This window comes from Enterovibrio gelatinilyticus (assembly GCF_028683095.1).
Taxonomy (GTDB): Bacteria; Pseudomonadota; Gammaproteobacteria; order Enterobacterales; family Vibrionaceae; genus Enterovibrio; species Enterovibrio gelatinilyticus.
In genome coordinates, this window is sequence record NZ_JAJUBC010000015.1 from 65295 (window position 1) to 87084 (window position 21790).

The window sequence follows — 21790 nt, forward strand, 5'->3', positions numbered from 1 at the left end:
TTACAAATTCACCAATGGATTCTTCGTCAAAGCTTCTTCAAGGTGTTCAGGCGCAAAGTGCGCGTAACGCATGGTTTGTTTGATGTCGCTATGCCCTAAAATTCGCTGAAGCACAATGATGTTTCCGCCGTTCATCATAAAGTGGCTGGCGAAGGTGTGGCGCAGAACGTGAGCGGCTTGACCGTTCAAGCGGGGGAAGGTGCGGGAAATAAAACGGTACACCGTTGAATAACCAATGCTGAACAAAGGGCCTGCTTTCTCTGGGGCGATCTCATTGTAAAGTGATTCGCTGATTGGCACTGCTCTGGTCTTTTTGCCTTTCGTCTTCGTGAATATCACTTTGTTTGTGCTTATCTGCGCACTGGTTAGCTTTGCCACCTCACCAAAGCGAGCGCCTGTTGAAAGGCAGAGCTTAACAACCTTCATTAAATCTGGGTGCGTTGTATGAGCTTCAGCCGCCGCAATGAGCTGGCGAATTTCATCTGTAGTCAGAAACTCCATTTCATCTTCATGCAATCGGAACTGACGCACAGACTTCAACGGGTTCTCCGATTTCCATTCACCCATGCGCTGCAACTCAACAATCACAGCATTCATTAAATCCTGCTCATTGTTGCAAGTCCGAAAGCTAACGGCAGAACATTTTCCTTGCTGGTCTTCAATGTCACCGGCTAATCGCTTTGCGCGAAAGTCGGTATACATGGCAGGGGTGAGCTTATGGTAAAGCGGATCGCCTAAGCCCAAAGCCATGGTTTTTAATTTGTTGTAGGTGTATTTGCTGTGAGTGAGGGATTGGCCGTGGCGTTCTTGCCATAGATTGACCATATCTAACATGCTGCGCTGAACAACCTTGTCACCCAGCCAAGGCTTATCGTTCACCTCTTTCATGGTGAATTGCTCAAAAGCAGCAGCTTCGCCTTTGGTAGCAAAGCGCTTGCGAACGCGTTTACCCGTTCTGCCAGTTGGGTAGCATTCGCAAAGCCATGGCTTTTTGCTGCTGTCTTTTAGGTTTCTAACTGCCACTATTGAGCTCAGAACCTTGGAACGCTCGATTATCGTAAAGGGACATAAAGTCTATTTCTTTCATGTAGTAAAAGGATTTTTCAGGTATTTGTTTCAATAGCCCATACTCTTCTACTAAAGGTTTGAATTTTTCAGATCCGTATTGACTTAGACAATTAAAGTAAAGAGCCTGTAACTCCGTGCTGTTTAGTTGAGCTCTAACAAGATTTGTATACAGCCGCTTATCTTTGATAACACTGTTATCTACGTACTTTATGATTTGATATAGATGTCTGAAGTAATGCCCGCAGGCTGACTCGAAACGGGAGTAAGATGTAATGTAGTTATTATTTATTAATTCAATTGACTTAAGTTTACCTAATCTATCACCGCGATTTTGAAACTCAATTTCGAAATCCAATTGCAAACCTTCCTCAATTGAACTGACTAGTCCTGAAATAACTTTACGATTCGTATTTTCACGGTGAAGCGACAACATATTAAAAAATGTCGTCTCGAATCGTTGCTGAGCCATCGTTTCGTTCTGCTCGGCTAACTCGTCAGTTTGATTGGCAATCTGCTTCCTTGTCAGTGAAAGCTCTTCACGCTGCAAGCCAAGCTCTTTTTGCTGCATATAAATTGTTATGAGCAAGCCAGCAAAACCCAAACCTGAAAACAGTGAAGTAAGTGGGCCAAAACTGTCGCCTAAAAGCCCTGAACGGTCGAGGGAGACGTCGTTAATTGGCCATGTAAGATAGAGTAAAACACTCGTGTAGCCAACGACTAAAGCGACGATAAAGCCGACCAGTAAAAAGGAAAGCCTTTTTATGCTCATGCGTCAGCCTCTTCTTTTTTCTTATCTCGAGAAGAAGATTGCCCCTTAGGCATTTCCAGTTTCTTTAATATTTCCATCACAATTTCATGTGAGTTAATAGGGAAAGCATCTTTACTGACGTGTGAGAAATCGCGTTGAGCAAACAACGATTTCGCCATATCACGCTTCAGTGCATGTTGGTCTTCAATTGGTAGGGTCCCGATGTAAGGGTCGAGTGCCTTCATACTTATAGAAGTTTGAAGGTAGTAGTAATATTGTTCGCGGTGCTTAGCTGCTTCTCTTGCGCAATAAGCGGCGGGAGCTGAAAGCATCAGAGAGAGTACTACGCGGAAAATGGAAGTTTCCCAGTTAAAGCTATCTGCCGTTGTATCCCAAAAAGTAAAGCCAATCACTATTGCAATGACTAACATAAAAATGATTGAAACACAGCGGAAAATCTCTGCCATAATACGTTCGTTTTTTGCGCTCTGATCGTAGTCATTGGCAACAATTTTCTTCGAAATATGTCCCATAAGTTCAGCAACGGTGTCCATTTTTTGCTTAGCTATCCGTACGCTTTGTTCGTGGTAAAAGTCTACATCAGCGATTAATCCGTTGGCTCGCTCGCTTATACTTTCAATTTGTTCATGTATTGCATTTATAGCATTATCTGATTCTACAATTCGCTTCGCTATATGATTGAGTTCTTTATTTGATTTGTAGCTGTGAGATTCAAAATAAAAACTATATGAGGAGTAAGGGTTATATATGCAATAGGCGTTAGAGTTAATGAAAAATCCAGCTATATCATTGATACTAAGTAAGAGGTTGAAGTTATATTCACGGCGACGTATTTTTAGTCTGTAAAGTGATAGGAATAATGTGGCGGCATCATTTATTAGTTGAAATTCATTTTTTTGTTGTCGTAAAAAATGTGTTTTCTATCTGATTTTAACATTAAGTTAGATGTGGACTCTATTCCCATCATTTCGCTGGTTATTTGCATGGATGAGTTGAATTTCTCTAACAGCCTGGGAGATATGAAGGGTTTCAATTGGTCCGATTTAAGAACTCGATTATCTTCGTTAGTCAATTGTGTGGACTTAACTGCGATTAAGTACAGCAGAACGTCAGAGCTTGATGCGGAGAAAATTGAGATGATATTGGCTTCATGAGATTTTTTATATGAATTTATGGCTGCGTTAATGTAGTAAAGGATATGAGTCAAGCTCTCAAAAGCTAAGTAAAGCTCTTTTTTAGAAATTGATTTTTCACTGCGAAGTATTTCGTCGGCCTTAATATAATACTGGCTAATGTCGGTATCTTCGTCGGTTACAGTACTGTCGATTTTTGTAAGGAGAATACTAAGTGGCTCTGCAATTGTTGGCCAATTGTCAATGAAATCTAGGTATGGATTTGATATTGAACTTTCTAATACTTCCATCACTCCCTCACCAAACTCATCGCAACCTTACCCACCACTTTCAAATCACTGACTTCAACCACCACTGGCGCGTTATCAAACTGCATTGATACTTTGCCGCCGGGTAAGCGTTGAAGTTTAGTAATTGAAATCACGCCATCAATATCAATTAGGTATCTGCCGGAACTAGGGTTGGTGTCTTCAATGTTTACGAAGAGAGTTTCTGAATCTGATTTGTAGACAACACAATTCGAACTATCTAATCCATTTGTTAGTAAAGACTTATCAAAAGAAATAGGTTCTAGGTCTTTAACCTGCCCACCTTCTAGCTGTTTGGCTATAAGAGTTTCAGATAGCGATTTCGTTGAACCTTCCTTAAATAACTCTCCTTTGCCTAATGCAAGAGCTTCAAGGTTCACATCATAGGCCAGACAAGTGCGCAAGATTAGCTCATAAGGTGTTAGTTCGCGTTGTTTCCACGTGCCGATAGTTCCTTTTGGTACACCGAATACGTCAGCAAGCTGTAAATCGATATCTACACCTACTGATTCTTTCAGTTTATCGACGATTTCTTTTCCTTTGAGATATTCGAAAGGCGGAACTTTCGCTTCTAACCTGCCCATGCTTCCTCCAGAGGTTCAAATAAAAACCAAAATGCGACTTATGTCTCAATATTGATACTAAATATATGGCCAGTTCGCTTTTAACTGCCACTTGTCCTTGCCTTGGTTCGCATTTACGATCTAAGGTTTGTCATATGAAGTTTTAGCGAGCTAATAACCAACAACTTCACTCAAAAAACGTATAAACCAACCTTGGAGAATATCACGATGGCCTCAATTCAAATAGCAGTCGATGCCCCATACATCACAAAACGTGAATACATGAGACGCTCAGATCTGACCTCAGCGACCTTTGACCGCCTGAAAGCGGCTGGCGACATCATCATCCTGCCCAAGCGAGGCCCAAAGGGGGCTGTTTTCTCTGGGGCGATCTCTTTGTAAAGTTGTTCGCTAATTGGTACTGCTCTGGTCTTTTTGCCTCTCGTCTTCGTGAATATCACTTTGTTTGTGCTTATCTGCGCACTGGTAAGCTTTGCCACCTCACCAAAGCGAGCGCCTGTTGAAAGGCACAGCTTAATAACCTTCACCAAATCTGAGTGAGTTGTGTACGCATTTGTAGTTTCAATCAACTGGCGGATTTCATCTTGTGATAGAAATTCCATGTCATCTTCATGCAAACGGAACTGACGCACGGACTTCAGCGGGTTTTCCGATTTCCATTCACCCATGCGCTGCAACTCAACAATCACAGCATTCATTAAATCCTGCTCGTTGTTGCAAGTCCGAAAGCTAACGGCAGAACATTTTCCTTGCTGGTCTTCAATGTCACCGGCTATTCGCTTAGCGCGAAAGTCGGTATACATGGCCGGAGTGAGTTTGTGGTAAAGCGGATCGTCCAAGCCCAACGCCATGGTTTATCGTTCACCTCTTTCGTGGTGCTCTCCTTCATTATCTGTGGCAGAAAACGCCAGTTTAGACTGTCTTGGCATAGGGGAAGTGGGCAGCCCACATTTTAATCCTTTGTGTACAAAAAATTCCGTCGTACAAAAATAATGAACAAGCGATAAAAATGAACGGATGGACAGGCAGCATATATCCTGTACAAATAATAGGAGTGTACAAAAAAAATGAACATGGCAAAAAATTGAACAATGCATGGTCAGATGCTAAATTTAAGCCACGAATTGAATGAGTGAACTCGTGGAGTCCAGATGTACGCAGAAGTGCAATCAAAGAATGTATTTGACGTAGAGGCCTATCTAAAACTCATGCAAGAGGAGTTTGATTTACCGTATAAAAAATTCAATTACATCCATCGTGATCGCGAAACATGTGCTGAGCTTGCGCGTAATGGCTACCCAACGCTTCGTCTGCATCATGTCCCGAAAGCAACGGGACACTCCATTCCACTATTTATGAGTACCCGTCACGCTTTTGGTGAGGACAAATACGTTTTGGTTTCAGACTACATAAATCCATCATTTGCAGAATCGCTCAAGCAAAATAATATTCAGTTTCTAGATAAAAACGGCAATGCCTACCTCAAGCAAAAACCTTTTTATATTTATGTGCGCGGTAACAAAAATAAGTCAGCGTCTAGCACCAAAGCTAGCAACCCGTTCGGAAGAGCTTTTAACAATAAAGGTTTGCAGGTGGTGTTTGTACTGTTGACCGCCTCAGCTCCATTTGATTTGACCTATCGCGACTTGTCGGAGCGGGCGGGAGTATCCCTTGGGGTGGTTGGTCCAGTACTAAAAGACCTTGAGGCAAATGGGTATATTGACATGCACTACAAGGGAATCGTGGATCGTAGAGGTTTGATCAAAGCATGGACCAAGAATTATGCTCGTTTGATCAATCGGAACCAAACTGAAGAACGCTTTACCACAGAGTATGAGGACTGGGACTCACGATTCATGTCTTTGGCTGATGATGCTTTGATTGGCGGAGAGTTCGCTGCAGATAAATACACCCACTACCTCAACTCACGCAGCGCGAGGGTGTATGCAGACAATCAAACTTTCAAAGACATACAAAAATCTCTCAGATTGAGAAGGGTCAAGCCCGGTGAATATCCGCTAACTGCGATAGAGCATGTGACCCCATTTACATTTATCGATGTGCTTCGTGGAAAGAAAAGTCACTTGGTTCACCCGCTCATCGTGTATGCCGAGCTTTTAGCATCAAATGATGCTCGGAATGCAGAAGTGGCAGAGAGGTTGTATGAAAAATGGCTTAATTGATATCACTGGAAAACTAAATGATGGGCATGTCGATATATATAGTGATGTTGACCGACTGACAAAAGAACTCGATATTGAATATGTAGTTGTGGGGGCTATGGCCCGTGATCTGGTGCTTGCATTTGGGTTTGGTTCGAAGATCACACGAGGTACCCGTGATGTAGACTTTGGAATATGTGTTAAAAGCTGGGGGCAATTTCATCAACTGGCTGAAAGGCTACAAAGCTCTGGGTTTGAACGTGATCGGAGTATCGAGCACAGATTTTCGCGTGTCTGCAGTGATAAATTGCCTTGGGAAATCGACGTCGTTCCTTTTGGGGGTGTGGCCGTAGAAAATGCCATCGCTTGGCCGCCAAGAGGCGATATTGAAATGAGTGTGTTGGGCTTTACTGAAGCGTGTGAGAATGCGATGCAAGTTAAAGTCAGGGATGATCCAGAGCTTGTTGTTCCTGTTTGCTCACCCGCAGGTATTACCCTTCTTAAGCTCATTTCTTGGCGAGATCGTGACGTCCAGAAAAGGAAAAAGGATGCTGTAGACTTGCTCTATCTTATCGAGAACTATAAAAAAATTCCTCAGGTCGAGGAGTTGCTATGGGCGGATGAGTGGATGGATAAATATGATTTCGATGGTGATAAAGCTTCTGCGGCAAAGCTTGGGCACGATGCGAAAGCGATTGCCTCACCAGAGACAGTGGCATACCTCAAAGCCGAGTTGTTCGAACAGCCTCAATTAATGGAAAGGCTGGCACGGGAGATGGTGAGCGCAACTCGTCACATTGAAGATACAGAAGCATATTTACAAAGCCTGTCGGAGCAATTTTAAACGATCCACATATAATGATTATGTGAAATAGCCAATAACGGTTGTCCTTAATGCCGTCAGCGTCACCGAATTTCTTTTAGTGCATGTTACCGACGGTATAAGCCAATCTAAATTTCAGTACCAATTCCCACTAACTTAGAGTAGAAAGAGAGCCCAGACTCATCGGTCGTCGCCACTTTGTCGCCATTAAATTCAAGTTGTTAAGATAACTCAATGATAATATTAAATATTTCCATGCATGCTTTAGATTGCCACATTCTGAATCATCCGAACCGAGGCCAATAAGCGTGAAGCTCGTTCTTGGTCCGATGGAAGGTGTGCTTGATGCATTGATGCGTCAAATGCTGACCGAAATTAACGGATACGATCTGTGTGTTACCGAATTTGTGCGCATTGTTGATGCGCTGCTTCCACCACGTGTTTATCACCGTATGTGCCCGGAACTCGAAGCGGGGGGTAAAACCGCTTCTGGGACACCTGTTCGCGTTCAATTGCTTGGTCAATCTCCGCAATATATGGCGGAGAACGCGGCCCAAGTGATTGAGCTTGGTTCTGCGGGGGTCGATATCAATTTCGGTTGCCCGTCTAAAACGGTGAATGGAAGCAAAGGCGGCGCTGCGTTGCTCAAAGAGCCTGAGCTGTTGTTCCAAGTAGTGAAAGCGGTACGCAATGCCGTTCCCGCTGGCAATGTGGTCAGTGCCAAAGTGCGTTTAGGGTTTGATGATTGCTCGTCGTATCGTGAGATTGTTGATGCAGTGCAATTAGCGGGTGCAGACGAAATTGTGGTGCATGGTCGCAGCAAAGCGGATGCTTACAAGCCGGGTACAGTACGTTGGGATTTGATCGGTGATATCACCCAGCGCTTACGTATTCCTGTAACGGCAAACGGCGATATTTGGAACCAAGAAGATGCACTGCGCTGTCAGGCTATGACTGGCTGCGACACCTTAATGGTGTGCCGTGGCGCGTTGAATGTGCCCAATCTCGGCGCTCATATAAAACGCGGCGAAGCCATGATGTCATGGCACGCTGTGTTGGCGCTGTTGGTGCGTTACTCTGAATTTGAAATTCGTGGCGATAAGGGCTTGTACTACGCGAACCGTGTGAAGCAATGGTTCAGATACTTGCAAGTGCAGTATCCTCAATCGAATGTTCTGTTTACTGAAATTCGCCAATTGAAAGACAAGAACCAGATTTTGAACATCATTGTTGCCGCCCTCGAAGCAGAGGAAAAGCGTGTTGCGCGTGTGGGTGAAAATTTGGTTCTTGCATAGCTGTTCTTGCAAAATAGAGTAGCAATCGTATATTCGCTTTCGCCTGACAAGTTGACCAATGAAAAAGGCAGACGTTACGTCTGCCTTTTTCTCATTCATATTGTGTGATTTTACAATAGGATCAGCATTGATTAAGAACGCGACCTGAGAGAACACGTCTATCGATTCGAGCTGACCAGCTTTCTTCTGATAATAATGCTGTGATCATGCCTCGTGCAACGCGTACGGCTTCAACGGGCTCCAAATCCGCCAGAGGACCAGCCAGAAACGGTGAGAGGGCTGGCATAATTCGTTGAAGCATCTGTTCGTCTTTTCTTGGCGTGTCTCGCTCTCCAAGCAGAGGGCCTGGGCGCGCAATCAATAACCGTTTAAAGCCCATGTCAGAGATGGTGCGCTCCATTCTCCCTTTACATCTTAGGTAGTGAGACGGTGACCAAGGGTGGCTAAATAGACTAGATACCACAGCGAGGTGTTTAACGCCCATTACCGCCATCATGCGTGCCACTTTCACGACCAATTGATAATCAACGGCTTCCAATGCTTGCTTGGATCCAGCTTGTTGTTTTGTGGTGCCAAGAGCAATGTAGCCTTGTAAAGGCACAGGCCATTGGGGTTGCCAGTGTGTCACAGACAAGTCTGGGCTCTGATGAACAATGATTTTCTCAGATACAACAGCAATAGGACGACGCGTGACAATGTGAATATGCGTCACATTTGGGTCGCCCAGCAATTGATGTAATAACTCGTCACCCACCAAGCCTGTGGCTCCGGCAAGAATGACACTTCGAGACGATGGCAAGAGAATTTCCTTTCGTTTTCTGTCGCCGCTAAGGCTACCACGGTTTGTGCAAAAAGATTCAAGATGTTAGCGCGAATATTTGGTAAAACGCGAACTATTGCACGTTAAAATCAGCGCTAAATTTGTGGAAATAGTAGGGGCAGACTGGGGTAGCTCGGGTATATCTAGCGATAATCGGTATAATATCGACAACTTTAATTTTCGAGAACCGTAATGACAACTTTGGTTGAACTGTCAGAAAACTGGGAAGGCATGCCTGCGACTTTTATTGAAGGTGCACTGCTTGCTGCGAACCTTTCACCCGCACCGCTTGATCCCGCTTTGTGGCAGACTATTTTGTTGACTGGTGGGGTAGATGAAGACAACATCGAACCGCTGACGACGGAGCAAAAGCAATCCATTATGCTGCGCTTTGAGCAGCAATATGTGGCGCTGATGAAGCATGAATATGTGTTGCCGCAATCACTTTCACTCGATGCAGCTCGCCACGAGGGTCATCAAGCCTTTGCTGAAGGTTTCCTTGCTGTTTGGCCTCATATTGAAGCTGCTTGGCAGGAAGTGACTGTCTCTGATGGCAGCCGTCGCATGTTGTCAGCACTGATGACTACCATGCTGTTTCTTCACGATGAACAGGGCACTCTGGCACAAATGGAAGAGGCGGGCTTAGCGTCGTTGCCGTCACCAGAAAAATACTATCAGCAATTGGCATTGATGATTAACGAAGTCGCTCTTGCCGCAGATGAAGTACAGCAAGGTTCTGGTGCTCGTGCAGTTAACCCTTATAAATCAGTCGGACGAAATGACCCTTGTCCTTGCGGTAGCGGGAAGAAATTCAAGAAGTGTTGCGGTAAATGATAACTGCTCCTGTTCTTGTGGTTGCTGGTGTCATCACCGACGGTGAGCGTGTGTTAATTACCCAGCGCCACGGTGTTGAAGGCGAAGCGGGACTCTGGGAATTTCCTGGTGGTAAAGTCGAAGCGGGTGAAACGGATCAAGAAGCCTTGGTGCGTGAGCTGGTGGAAGAGTTAGCGATAAATGTGGAGGTTGGTGAGTTCTTAGTTGAAACGCTACATCACTATCCCACTAAGTCCATTTTACTGCGTAGTTATCGTTGTCTGGCTGTGGCTGGAGAGTTTACCTTGCATTGCCATCAAGCCATGGCATGGGTTTCGCCCGCAGAACTAGACCGTTATTCGTTTAGTGGTGCTGACCTACCGCTTGTTAGTTACTTGCAGCGCATTTGAATGCAGTTGTAGATAGCAGACAGCAGAGCAATAAAAATCCCAGCGTAGGCTGGGATTTTTATTGGTGTAGGCATTCAGGTTAGCGTCTAGAACAAGCGACGCTCACGTGGTTTACCGAAGAACTGTGACAGCACAACAAGCCCAAATACGACAAGCATCGCGCCGTAAATGATCACCAGCCACTGTGGCATGGTGAGTGTCATGAATTCCCATACGATTTTGCTGCAATCACCGCTGGCTTCAAACATCCACGGAACCCATTGGTTAAGTGGCGCCCAAGACGGGAACGAAACGAAGATGTCACAGGTCGCCCCAAAGAGATCATTTGGGTCTGGGAATTGATAGCCAACGTGTTCAATCGATAGCTTAAGCCCCCATCCCGCTGATACGCCCCATGCCGCGAGGCTGAGCCAGCGGAACATGCCGTTGCTTGGTGCAATCATACCGATGAGGCCAGCTCCAAGAACGCCTATCATGGCAACGCGCTCATAAATACACATGACACAAGGTGCGAGATTCATGATGTGTTGGAAGTACAGCGCACAAGCTTCGAAAGCAAATGCAGACAGCATCAGCAAGAACCATGCACCGCGTCCGCGAGATATTTGATTGAAGTAGGACAACATAGGTTACAAATCCGTTTTAAAACAAAAAAGCCCCACTTGATTGTGGGACTTTGATATTCAAAGGTTTATTGGACAGAAAATCAATACTTAATGACCAGTAGTTACTGCGCCAACCGCTTCAACTGTACCGAGTGAGATCCAACCTACAGAGTCGAACCAATCCGTCATTGGAATTAGCAGTAGTTCGATACCCGCCAAGCCAACCAAACCCATCACAATGGTGTATGGCAAAGCCATGTAAACCATCTTCCCGTAAGACAAACGCAGCAGTGGAGCAAGCGTTGATGTTAACAAGAATAGGAACGCAGCTTGACCGTTAGGTGTTGCTACCGATGGTAGGTTAGTACCGGTATTGATTGCGACAGCCAACAGTTCAAATTGTTCGCGAGTAATCATGCCTTCCGTCAACGCCGCTTTTACTTCGTTGATGTAAACCGTACCGACGAATACGTTATCAGACACCATAGAAAGCAATCCGTTCGCAATGTAGAACATGGTGAGCTGTGCGCCACCTTCCATTTGCAGTACGGCAGCAATGACTGGGGTAAAGAGTTCCTGATCAACGATAACCGCAACCACCGCAAAAAATACGGCAAGTAATGCGGTGAATGGCAGAGCTTCTTCAAACGCTTTACCGATGTGGTGCTCGTCAATCACACCAGTGAAAGAGGTGGCCAGAATGATAACCGTTAGGCCAATCAAGCCCACTGCAGCAAGGTGCATCGCCAGCGCGATTACTAAGAAAACGGCGATACATGCTTGAGCGACAAGTTTCGCCACATCGATGTTTGTACGTTTTGCGCGTTCAGCAGCGTCAAACTCTAACAAGATGTTACGTACGTTTTCTGGCAGTTTTGTACCGTAGTCAAACAAACGGAACTTCTCAACGACCACACAGGTGATGAGACCACAAATGAGGACAGGAAGAGTAACAGGCAGCATACGAATGATAAATTCGCCGAACTGCCATCCTGCCTTCTCTGCAATGATAAGGTTTTGTGGCTCACCAACCATGGTCATTACACCACCAAGTGCAGTACCGACGCCGGCATGCATGAGCAGGCTGCGAAGAAAGGCACGGTATTGCTCAAGGTCATCACGGCTTAGATCGTCACCAAGATTGTCATCAGAAGTGTGGTCATTGTCAGCAGACCCGCCTGAAGCGACACGGTGGTAAATAGAGTAGAAGCCAACAGCAACACTGATGATAACGGCGATTACCGTTAGGGCATCCAAGAACGCAGAAAGCAGTGCAGCAGCGGCGCAGAAAGCCAGAGAAAGCAGAGACTTTGATCGGATACCAAGCAGTATTTTGGTAAACATGAATAGCAATAGCTGCTTCATGAAGTAAATGCCTGCCACCATAAAGATAAGCAATAGCAAGACTTCAAAGTTGGCAACAAGCTCGTGTTTAACGGTTTCTGAGCTTGTCATACCAATGGCAACGGCTTCGATGGCTAATAGACCACCGGGCTGAAGAGGGTAGCATTTTAATGCCATTGCCAATGTGAAGATGAATTCAACGACGAGCAACCAACCGGCGACAAATGGGTCAATTGCAAAAACAATAGGGTTGATAATCAAAAACGCGATAATCGCCGCTTTGTACCAATTGGGCGCCTTACCGAGAAAGTTCTTGGTAAAAGCATTCCTTAGCGTAATGGCCATGTCTGTGTCTCTGTTCTTATTAGAAAAAGCAAGTCTTCTTGGGGGCTTGAAATGAAGATGTAAACAAGCTGTTGCGTTTGGAGATGGTCAGGTTTCTCTTTTGCGATTTCTGCTGAATCAAGCAAAGTAAACATGCGAATGTTCAATCACTCGGCAAAAAATCGCCATTGAAACCCATCGCATAGGCAAACTCGGAGCACACAATACAGCGACTTTCCAAACAGTCAACAATCCTTTGCATGTTAATTAAATTACTGGAGTATGTTACGAAAAAACGAAACGCGAATCGGTTCGTATCGAAATACTTTGTAACATTTGGGCGCGCTTATTCTATGCGTGAGTCTGGTTGTATACAGTGATGCGGATCAAGGTTAAACAGTACGTTGGTAACTAGTGGGCATTTATTCAGGCGTTTAGACTAACAAGATGGTCTTAAGCTTCGTTTGGTAAAGGAAACGTTCCGCCCGTGTAAGGAATGTTGATAGAAATATGTTGGATATGGTTCCTTATGTGGAACGCTGATGTTACGTCAGGTTATTTAGCTAACTGTGATGTATGACAGTAAATCAAGGCTAAATGCGCCCACGTGAAGACACGGATAGGTTTCTAGGTGGTAACCTTCAGTGGTATGATGAGTTATTAAACAAAATAAGAAGCAACTTGGAAACAACACTCAATGGTTATAAAGGCGGACAGCCCGGCAACGTTTGCTGAGAAATACATTATCGAGAGCATTTGGAATAATCATTTTCCTCAAGGTTCAATTCTTCCTGCAGAGCGTGAATTGTCAGAGTTGATTGGTGTGACTCGTACAACGCTTCGTGAAGTGTTGCAGCGCCTCGCTCGTGATGGATGGTTGACGATACAGCACGGCAAACCAACTCGTGTTAATGACTACATGAATACCTCTGGCCTGAATATCTTAGATACTTTGGTTACGCTAGAGGGTGAAGATGTCCATGGTGTCCTTGAAAACTTGTTGTCTGCGCGTACCGATATCGGTGGCGTATACATGCGTTATGCAGTGAAAAATGACGCGCAAGCGTGTGCTGCCTTGATTGAGAAAGTAATCAGTCGCTGCGAGTCGTTGCTAGCGAGTGATAGCTTCTCGAGCTTTGTTGAAGCGGTAGAAGAAAAGCCTGCTATTCAGCAGGATGTTAAAAAGATTTTTGATTCATTCGGCAAAGTAGACACTGAAGTCTGCGAAGCGGTGTGTCGTGGTCGTGCATTCAACCATTACGACTACATGCTCTTCCAAGGTATGGCTCAACTTTCTGGCAACAAGGTATATGTGTTGACCATGAATGGGATGCGCAAAATATACTCACGCGTTGGCGGCTACTATTTCATGGATAAGCATGCTTGCGAGTTGGCGTTGCAGTTTTATCGTGACCTACTCAGTATTTCGGTTGAAGGTCGTCATGGTGATGTTATGGATCGTATCAAGCAATACGGTCGCGAAAGTGGCGCCATGTGGTTTGTTAACCGCGACACCATTGCGAAACTGATGGAACAAGAAGAAGCGTAATAGGCTTCCAAGTTTATGCATAGCATCAGGTTAAGCATCGCGCTTTAGCCAACCATCGCGCTTTAGCCAACAAAGATGCCAAAGCAAGAATAAAAAAACCGCCTACTTGGCGGTTTTTGTTTTTCTGTGCCCTAGCGTTTTTAACTGGGCGGGTTGTTCGAGGTATTCGTGTTCTAGGTTCTAGGTTCTAGGTTCTAGGTTCCGGGGATTAAATCTGGGTCAAATTGCGGGCGTTTTGGACACGTCGCGATAATCTTCCCTTTTCCATCCGTTGTTTCTTCTTCCAATATGACTTCAAAGCCCCACAAGCGATGTACGTGCTTTAACACCTCTTCATGTGAGTCACCGAGAGGGATTCGGTTATGTGGCACGTAGCGGAGGGTGAGTGCGCGATTACCACGCAGATCCACATCCCACACCTGAATGTTGGGTTCATGGTTGCTGAGGTTGTATTGCGCAGAAAGTTTTTCACGAATTTGTCGATACCCTTCTTCATCGTGGATGCAAGTGACTTCAATGAAATTCTGTTTATCGTCATCGTTAACGGCGAAGAATTTCATGTCTCGCATCACTTTGGGGGACAGAAACTGACTGATAAAGCTCTCATCTTTAAAGTTATGCATGGCAAAGTGCATGGTCTCTAACCAATCTGAGCCAGCAATTTCGGGGAACCAATATTTGTCTTCTTCAGTTGGCGACTCACAGATACGTCGAATATCTGTAAACATCGCAAAACCTAGAGCGTACGGGTTAATACCACTGTAGTAACGGCTATTGTATGGCGGTTGTGCTACCACATTGGTGTGACTGTGCAAAAACTCCATGATAAAGCGATCAGTGACGAGCCCTTCATCATAAAGGTGATTCAATATGGTGTAGTGCCAGTAGGTCGCCCAACCTTCGTTCATCACCTGCGTTTGTTTTTGCGGGTAGAAGTATTGGCTGACTTTACGCACGATGCGAACAATTTCGCGCTGCCAAGGCTCAAGCAACGGCGAATGCTTTTCGAAGAAATAGAGAATGTTCTCTTGCGGCTCAGAAGGGAATCGCTCCACGGTTTTTTCACGCACTTTCTCGCTGGTAGGAATGGTGCGCCATAGGGCGTTAACTTGGGTTTGTAGATAGTCTTCACGTGATTTTTGACGCGCCTTTTCCTCCGCCATGGAGATTTTTTGCGGTCGTTTGTAACGATCGACACCGTAATTCATAAGCGCATGGCAAGAGTCGAGCAGTTTCTCGACGTCATCAACGCCGTATTTTTCTTCGCACTCACTGATGTATTTTTTGGCAAACAGCAGGTAATCGATAATGGAGCCTGCATCTGTCCATGTTTGGAACAGATAATTGCCTTTGAAGAAAGAATTATGTCCGTAACAAGCATGAGCCATGACCAAGGCTTGCATGGTGATGGTGTTTTCTTCCATCAAATAGGCAATACAAGGGTCAGAGTTGATGACGATTTCATACGCCAGCCCCATGTGCCCGTGCTTGTAGCCACGCTCTGTTTCGATGAACTTCTTACCAAATGACCAGTGACTGTAGTTGATTGGCATGCCGACGCTGGAGTATGCGTCCATCATCTGTTCAGCAGTAATGATTTCAATTTGGTTGACGTAAGTGTCTAGCCGATAGTGTTCAGCGACTCGTTTTATTTCGTTGTGGTACTGGTCCAGAAGATCAAATGTCCAATCTGGACCATCGCTGAGCGTCTTCTTTTTGTTTTTTGCTGCGACTGCCATGGAAGTCCTCCTTGGATATCAAACCCGTATGAAAAGAGAGGTAAGCGTTAACTTACCTGTTTCTTAAATAGCTCCCGGAAGACGGGGAAAATGTCTTCTGCTGAACGAATATTCTGCATAGCGAAGTTTTCATAGGCTTCATCAAGTGCTTCATATTCGCGCCAGAGGGTTTGGTGAGCACGGCGTGTAATTTCAATGTATGCGTAGTAGCGAGTCACTGGGAGCAGCTGTTTCTGTAACAACTCACGGCAACCTGGTGAATCGTCGGCCCAGTTATCACCATCCGAAGCCTGTGCGGCATAGACATTCCATTCATTCGACGGATAGCGCTCTTTAACAATGTCGTTCATCAAGCGAAGGGCACTCGAAACGATGGTGCCACCGGTTTCTTGTGAGTAGAAAAACTCATGTTCATCCACTTCTTTTGCTTGAGTGTGGTGGCGGATAAATACCACTTCCACGTTTTTGTAAGTACGGTTGAGAAAGAGGTACAGCAAGATGTAAAAGCGTTTGGCGATGTCTTTGGTTGCTTGATCCATCGAACCCGATACATCCATAAGACAAAACATGACCGCTTGGCTGCTCGGTTGTGGTCGCTTCTCGTAATTTTTGAACCTTAGGTCAAACGTATCAATGAAAGGGACGGCTGCGATTTTATCTTTTAGCAGGTCAATCTCTTCTTGAAGTTGTTTTTCTTCTAAAGGCTGGGCGGGCTCTGAGCGTTTTAGCGCTACGAGCTCTGCTTCCAGTTCTTTCAGTTTTCTGCGTTTCCCGGCACTCATTGCTGTTCGACGAGCCAGCGAGTTTTGCAGTGAGCGAACAATAGCGATATTGGAAGGAACACCGGTCGCTTTAAAGCCAGATCGGTGCGTTTTGTATTCTACTAGTTGGGTGATTTGATTTTTCTTCAGGTTCGGCAGTTCAAGGTCTTCGAACAACAAGTCTAGGTATTCGTCTTTGGAGATTTGGAAAACAAAATCATCCTGACCCTCACCATCAGGGCTTGCTTGACCTTCACCCGCACCACCTCCGCCACCACCACCGGGTGGACGTTCAATGCGATCGCCTGTAATAAATTGGTCATTGCCAGGGTGGACAGCATCACGCTGTCCCCCTTTACCTTGTCGGAACGTTGGCTCTCGGATGTCACGAGAAGGGATAGTGATACTCTCACCACTATCCACGTCAGTGATAGAGCGTTGATTAACAGCGTCAGCAATCGACTCTTTGATCTGTCGTTTGTGACGGCGTAAAAAACGCTGTCGGTTCACTGTACTCTTGTTCTTCCCGTTGAGCCTTCGATCAATAAAATGCCCCATAAGCCCCCCGTATTTCGTTACTTCATTAACCGCCTGATTACGAAGACTTACGCACGCGCAGGTACCATTCAGACAAGAGTCGCACTTGCTTGCGGGTGTAACCTTTTTCCATCATTCGAGCGACAAAATCATCGTGTTTCTTCTGCTCCTCGGTCGAGGTTTTCGCATTGAACGAAATGACCGGTAGCAACTCTTCTGTATTGGAGAACATTTTCTTCTCAATAACAGTGCGGAGTTTCTCGTAGCTTGTCCAACCTGGGTTTCTGCCTTCGTTGTTGGCGCGAGCACGGAGTACAAAGTTCACGATTTCATTTCGGAAGTCTTTCGGATTACTGATTCCTGCCGGTTTCTCTATTTTTTCCAGCTCGCTATTGAGTGCGGAGCGGTCAAACAGTTGACCGGTATCAGGGTCACGGTATTCCTGATCTTGAATCCAGAAATCTGCATAAGTGACATAACGGTCAAAGATATTCTGGCCGTACTCAGAATAGGACTCCAGATACGCGGTTTGAATTTCTTTGCCGATGAACTCGACGTATTTTGGAATCAAGTACCCTTTGAGATGCTCGAGGTATTTCTCTGCAAGATCTTGTGGGAACTGTTCACGTTCTATTTGCTGTTCGAGTACATAGAACAAGTGGACCGGGTTAGCGGCCACTTCTGAGTGGTCGAAGTTGAAGACGCGAGAAAGAATTTTGAACGCAAAACGCGTTGAAAGTCCGTTCATGCCTTCGTCGACACCAGCGTAGTCTCTGTATTCTTGGTACGACTTGGCTTTTGGATCGGTATCTTTCAGCGTCTCACCATCATAGACACGCATTTTCGAGAAAATACTCGAGTTTTCAGGCTCTTTTAGACGTGACAAGATACTGAATCTAGCAAGAATATCGAGCGTGCTCGGCGAGCAAGGCGCGGAAGACAACTCACTGTTTTGCAATAGTTTGTCGTAAATCTTCATTTCTTCCGACACACGTAAACAGTAAGGCACTTTCACGATGTACACGCGATCGAGGAAGGCTTCATTGTTTTTGTTGTTTCGGAATGTTTGCCACTCAGATTCGTTTGAGTGAGCGAGGATCATGCCATCAAAGGGAAGCGCAGAGAGACCTTCTGTCCCGTTGTAGTTGCCTTCCTGCGTCGCAGTAAGTAGCGGGTGCAGCACTTTGATGGGCGCTTTAAACATCTCTACGAATTCCATCAAACCTTGGTTGGCTTTACACAATGCGCCAGAGTAGCTGTATGCATCGGGGTCATCTTGAGAGAAGTGTTCGAGTTGACGAATATCGACTTTACCAACCAGTGATGAGATATCTTGGTTGTTTTCATCACCCGGTTCCGTTTTCGCAACACCGACTTGATCAAGAATAGATGGACGGACTTTCACGACTTTGAACTTGCTGATATCACCACCAAATTCATGTAAACGTTTAGCGGCCCAAGGCGACATGATGGAACGTAAGTAACGTTGCGAAATGCCGTACTCGCTTTCTAGCAATGCGCCATCTTCTGTTACATCAAAGAGACAGAATGGGTGATCATTCACTGGGCTACGCTCACCATTAGCAGTGAGAATGTAGATAGGCACTTTCTGCATCAAGCTTTTGAGTTTTTCGGCCAGTGATGACTTACCGCCACCAACAGGGCCTAGTAAATAGAGGATCTGTTTACGTTCTTCTAGACCTTGTGCAGCATGCTTGAGATAGGAGACGATTTGTTCTATCGCTTCTTCCATCCCATAGAAATCTTCAAAGGTTTCGTATCGCGAGATGACGCGGTTTGAGAAAAGCCGGCTCAACCGCGGCTCGTGCGCGGTATCGATCATTTCTGGCTCCCCAATGGCCATCAACAAACGTTCGGCTGCATTGGCGTACACACTGCGATCTTCCCGGCATAGGTCCAGAAATTCGTGAAGGCTCAGCTCTTCGTCTTTAGATTCTTCGTATCGTTGACGATAGTGGTCGAATATACTCATGGTCCTGCCCCCTAAATCGTGCTGTTATCAATAAGAAAGGATAATGGCGCAGTCGCTTTCATATCCTTACCTTTTTAAGATTAGTAGCAACTGATCAAATTGCGTGGTTGAATTCGTTGTTTTTTCGATATTTTTCCCTTTTGTGATAAGGCTTTGTATTCAAGCTGTAACTTCCTCATCGCAATGAACTTATCAATACGAAGTGAATCACGCTTACGATTAATGCCTCGCTGATCTGTATTATTTTGTGGAAGCTATTGGGGGGAAAGGAACGAAATAGGGGAGGGGTATGGAAGTAACAAAGCCGAAACGGGGTGTGTTCCGGCTTAGAGTGTTGAGTATTAGCTTGTAATTATTGGCAAGCAATAACGGTAGATAATATGTGTTTATCACCTGCTTCCAATGAAACACTGCGGTCATGGACAGCAGATTCTACGCACACCATGGTTTCGTAGCTGTTGTCTGCCATGTCACCCATGCTGATAGACAAATCTTTCCATGGGTTCCAAACAACGACCGCATTATGGCCATGGTTGGTTACGGTAAGACGGCGTTGGTAGCCAAGATCTTCAACCACGACAGTTTCTTCAGCGTGTGTATAAATTCGATCAACTTCCTGATCAAACTCCGTGTTACCGCCGCTAGGGTGACGAACACCAGCCGCAATGTACTCATTGCCGAGTTGAGAAACGGTGGTTTTTGAAATATCACCAATATTTAGGTAGGTATGAAGTGCGCCACCGACCAGAATGGGCGTGTTACCTGTGTTGGTAGAAACGAGGCCAACCTTCAGCGTGTCGCCGACCTCCATGATGATTTCCGCATGGAAAGCATGTGGCCACACATCATGAGTATCAGGCGAATCTGCCAGCGTGAGACTGATAATCACGCCATTTTCATTTTCTCTGTGCTCGTTGAGTGTCCACTCGCTGCTGCGTGCAAAGCCGTGTGACGGTTCTGCTGCTTTACCAAACCAAGGCCAGCAAACGGGAATACCGCCACGAATGGCTTTGTTACCGCTAAAATCGGCTTTCTCACTCATCCAAATGACATCTTTTTTACCCGATGGCTGGAAACTAAGTACGTGAGCACCAAAAAGAGAAATGGTAGCCGTTGCTTTAGGGTGAATGACGCGGAGCACTTTAATGCCGTCAAGTTCGCAAACGGTGACATAGTCAGACAGGACAGCAGTGGTTGGAAGCTGATTAACATCCATGAAATTTGCCTTTTGAATCTGAAATTTAGATACAAAAAAGGCGGCCAATAAGCCGCCTTTTGTCACTCATGCCTTAAACAGGCAATCCGGAATGATTACTTAGAGATGTGAGCAATCAGGTCCAGAACTTTGTTTGAGTAACCGATTTCGTTGTCGTACCAAGATACAACTTTAACGAATTTGTCAGTCAGAGCAACACCAGCTTTAGCATCGAATACTGAAGTTTGAACTTCACCGATGAAGTCTTGAGAAACAACTTCGTCTTCAGTGTAGCCAAGAACGCCAGCCATCTCGCCTTCTGAAGCAGCTTTCATAGCAGCACAGATTGCTTCGTAAGTTGCAGGGTTCTTCAGGTTAACGGTTAGGTCAACAACAGAAACGTTTGCAGTTGGTACGCGGAACGCCATACCAGTCAGTTTGCCGTTTAGTTCTGGAAGAACAACGCCTACTGCTTTAGCTGCACCAGTTGATGATGGGATGATGTTCTGAGAAGCACCACGACCGCCACGCCAGTCTTTAGCAGAAGGACCGTCAACAGTCTTCTGAGTTGCTGTGGTTGCGTGAACAGTAGTCATCAGGCCAGATTCAATACCGAAGTTGTCGTTCAGTACTTTAGCGATTGGCGCTAGGCAGTTAGTTGTGCAAGAAGCGTTAGAAACGATGTCTTGGCCCGCGTAAGTGTCTTGGTTAACACCCATTACGATCATTGGGGTCGCATCTTTAGAAGGACCAGTCAGAACAACTTTCTTAGCACCAGCAGTGATGTGTTGGCGTGCAGTTTCGTCAGTCAGGAAGATACCAGTTGCTTCAGCAACTACGTCAACACCTACTGCATCCCACTGAAGTTCAGTTGGGTTACGCTCAGCTGTTACGCGAACGGTTTTACCGTTAACAACTAGGTTACCGTCAACCACTTCAACAGTGCCGTTAAAACGACCGTGAGTTGAATCGTACTTTAGCATGTACGCCATGTAATCTACGTCGATCAGGTCGTTGATTGCTACAACTTCGATGTCGTTACGCTCAACAGATGCACGGAATACGAAACGGCCGATACGGCCAAAACCGTTAATACCTACTTTGATAGTCATTATGTTGCTCCACAACTTTGATATCTAGTGAAAATGAAACTGGTAGTAAAATTACAGAATCAGTATCACCCATGCAAGTAAAAAACCCACCTAAATTGCTTAAAATCAAAAAACAGTACGGATTATTTCTACAGCACTAAACAAATTTTTGGTGTTTTACAGGGATTGTTGAAAATCATGTGCCACTTACTGACACGAGGGACTGCGCATAGTGTTGTTGATTCGTGTTTAATACTAACCAAAAAGTATGGGAAGAATACGTGCTTCAGCGCGTGCGAATATTGAGAATCACACGGAGATAGGGAACGTTGTGTTTTATGTCATTAAAAGACAAAAGAAAATGAAAGTTCATGCATATCGTGATGGGGTGGCAATTTTCATTGGGTTGATGAAATATTTGCCGTTATCGGTATTGAAGTTGTGATGAAGTGGGCGATGCGAAGTGA

At 45.3% G+C, this 21790-nt stretch carries 20 protein-coding genes; 6 read left to right on the plus strand and 14 right to left on the minus strand.

Going from position 1 to position 21790, the window contains the following annotated elements:
* The 6 genes from LRP50_RS14055 to LRP50_RS14080 form a co-directional block, all read right to left on the minus strand.
* The gene (locus LRP50_RS14055) at nucleotides 1-1023 is read right to left on the minus strand and encodes a phage integrase (RefSeq protein WP_274165095.1); all 1023 of its coding nucleotides are present in this window, start codon (nucleotides 1021-1023) and stop codon (nucleotides 1-3) included.
* Entirely contained in the window at nucleotides 1013-1837 is an 825-nt protein-coding gene (locus LRP50_RS14060; protein ID WP_274165096.1) for a putative phage abortive infection protein, read from the minus strand. The genes LRP50_RS14055 and LRP50_RS14060 overlap by 11 nt, the downstream gene beginning before the upstream one ends.
* On the minus strand, nucleotides 1834-2370 hold the full coding sequence (locus tag LRP50_RS14065) for a hypothetical protein (RefSeq protein ID WP_274165097.1): 537 nt from the start codon (nucleotides 2368-2370) through the stop codon (nucleotides 1834-1836). The genes LRP50_RS14060 and LRP50_RS14065 overlap by 4 nt, the downstream gene beginning before the upstream one ends.
* 344 nt (nucleotides 2371-2714) lie before the next feature.
* Nucleotides 2715-3260 (minus strand): hypothetical protein, encoded by a 546-nt coding sequence (locus LRP50_RS14070; RefSeq protein WP_274165098.1) that lies wholly within the window; start codon nucleotides 3258-3260, stop codon nucleotides 2715-2717.
* Nucleotides 3260-3862, minus strand: a complete 603-nt coding sequence (locus LRP50_RS14075) for a helix-turn-helix domain-containing protein (protein WP_274165099.1) — start codon at nucleotides 3860-3862, stop codon at nucleotides 3260-3262. Before LRP50_RS14075 ends, LRP50_RS14070 begins: the two co-directional genes overlap by 1 nt.
* Before the next feature lie 218 nt (nucleotides 3863-4080).
* Entirely contained in the window at nucleotides 4081-4713 is a 633-nt protein-coding gene (locus LRP50_RS14080; RefSeq protein WP_274165100.1) for a phage integrase, read from the minus strand.
* A 300-nt stretch (nucleotides 4714-5013) separates the two neighbouring features.
* Between LRP50_RS14080 and LRP50_RS14085 the strand changes: the two genes are divergently transcribed.
* From LRP50_RS14085 to dusC, 3 genes are all read left to right on the plus strand, one after another.
* A complete protein-coding gene (locus LRP50_RS14085) occupies nucleotides 5014-6045 on the plus strand; it encodes a type IV toxin-antitoxin system AbiEi family antitoxin (protein ID WP_274165101.1) in 1032 nt (343 codons plus the stop codon).
* The gene (locus tag LRP50_RS14090; RefSeq protein ID WP_274165102.1) at nucleotides 6026-6868 is read left to right on the plus strand and encodes a nucleotidyl transferase AbiEii/AbiGii toxin family protein; all 843 of its coding nucleotides are present in this window, start codon (nucleotides 6026-6028) and stop codon (nucleotides 6866-6868) included. Before LRP50_RS14085 ends, LRP50_RS14090 begins: the two co-directional genes overlap by 20 nt.
* Nucleotides 6869-7155: 287 nt before the next feature.
* Nucleotides 7156-8142 (plus strand): tRNA dihydrouridine(16) synthase DusC, encoded by a 987-nt coding sequence (gene dusC, locus LRP50_RS14095; protein ID WP_274165103.1) that lies wholly within the window; start codon nucleotides 7156-7158, stop codon nucleotides 8140-8142.
* Nucleotides 8143-8263: 121 nt separating this feature from the next.
* On the opposite strand, the gene LRP50_RS14100 is transcribed toward dusC, so the two are convergent.
* Nucleotides 8264-8941 carry a Rossmann-fold NAD(P)-binding domain-containing protein gene (locus LRP50_RS14100; protein ID WP_274165104.1) on the minus strand — a complete coding sequence of 226 codons (678 nt, stop codon included), beginning with the start codon at nucleotides 8939-8941 and terminating at the stop codon, nucleotides 8264-8266.
* 213 nt (nucleotides 8942-9154) lie between these two features.
* Here LRP50_RS14100 and LRP50_RS14105 point away from each other — a divergent pair, with 213 nt between their 5' ends.
* Both LRP50_RS14105 and LRP50_RS14110 read left to right on the plus strand, forming a co-directional pair.
* Complete coding sequence (locus LRP50_RS14105) at nucleotides 9155-9796, plus strand: YecA family protein (RefSeq protein WP_274165105.1); 642 nt, start codon at nucleotides 9155-9157, stop codon at nucleotides 9794-9796.
* Complete coding sequence (locus tag LRP50_RS14110) at nucleotides 9793-10185, plus strand: (deoxy)nucleoside triphosphate pyrophosphohydrolase (RefSeq protein ID WP_274165106.1); 393 nt, start codon at nucleotides 9793-9795, stop codon at nucleotides 10183-10185. The genes LRP50_RS14105 and LRP50_RS14110 overlap by 4 nt, the downstream gene beginning before the upstream one ends.
* An 86-nt stretch (nucleotides 10186-10271) precedes the next feature.
* Here the strand turns inward: LRP50_RS14110 and dsbB are convergent, their stop codons facing one another.
* Nucleotides 10272-10811 (minus strand): disulfide bond formation protein DsbB, encoded by a 540-nt coding sequence (gene dsbB / locus LRP50_RS14115; protein ID WP_274165107.1) that lies wholly within the window; start codon nucleotides 10809-10811, stop codon nucleotides 10272-10274.
* An 87-nt stretch (nucleotides 10812-10898) separates the two neighbouring features.
* Nucleotides 10899-12479, minus strand: coding sequence for a Na(+)/H(+) antiporter NhaB (gene nhaB, locus LRP50_RS14120; protein ID WP_274165108.1), 1581 nt, complete (start codon nucleotides 12477-12479; stop codon nucleotides 10899-10901).
* 676 nt (nucleotides 12480-13155) lie between these two features.
* Between nhaB and fadR the strand changes: the two genes are divergently transcribed.
* Nucleotides 13156-14007, plus strand: a complete 852-nt coding sequence (gene fadR / locus LRP50_RS14125; RefSeq protein WP_274165109.1) for a fatty acid metabolism transcriptional regulator FadR — start codon at nucleotides 13156-13158, stop codon at nucleotides 14005-14007.
* A gap of 194 nt (nucleotides 14008-14201) precedes the next feature.
* On the opposite strand, the gene LRP50_RS14130 is transcribed toward fadR, so the two are convergent.
* From LRP50_RS14130 to gap, 5 genes are all read right to left on the minus strand, one after another.
* Nucleotides 14202-15746 (minus strand): SpoVR family protein, encoded by a 1545-nt coding sequence (locus LRP50_RS14130; protein ID WP_274165110.1) that lies wholly within the window; start codon nucleotides 15744-15746, stop codon nucleotides 14202-14204.
* A 47-nt stretch (nucleotides 15747-15793) separates the two neighbouring features.
* Nucleotides 15794-17065 (minus strand): YeaH/YhbH family protein, encoded by a 1272-nt coding sequence (locus LRP50_RS14135; RefSeq protein WP_274165111.1) that lies wholly within the window; start codon nucleotides 17063-17065, stop codon nucleotides 15794-15796.
* Nucleotides 17066-17102: 37 nt separating this feature from the next.
* Entirely contained in the window at nucleotides 17103-19037 is a 1935-nt protein-coding gene (locus tag LRP50_RS14140) for a PrkA family serine protein kinase (protein WP_028022854.1), read from the minus strand.
* 352 nt (nucleotides 19038-19389) lie between these two features.
* Nucleotides 19390-20253, minus strand: a complete 864-nt coding sequence (locus LRP50_RS14145) for a D-hexose-6-phosphate mutarotase (protein ID WP_274165112.1) — start codon at nucleotides 20251-20253, stop codon at nucleotides 19390-19392.
* Between the two features lie 95 nt (nucleotides 20254-20348).
* Nucleotides 20349-21344, minus strand: a complete 996-nt coding sequence (gap, locus tag LRP50_RS14150; protein WP_274165113.1) for a type I glyceraldehyde-3-phosphate dehydrogenase — start codon at nucleotides 21342-21344, stop codon at nucleotides 20349-20351.
* Nucleotides 21345-21790: the final 446 nt, after the last annotated feature.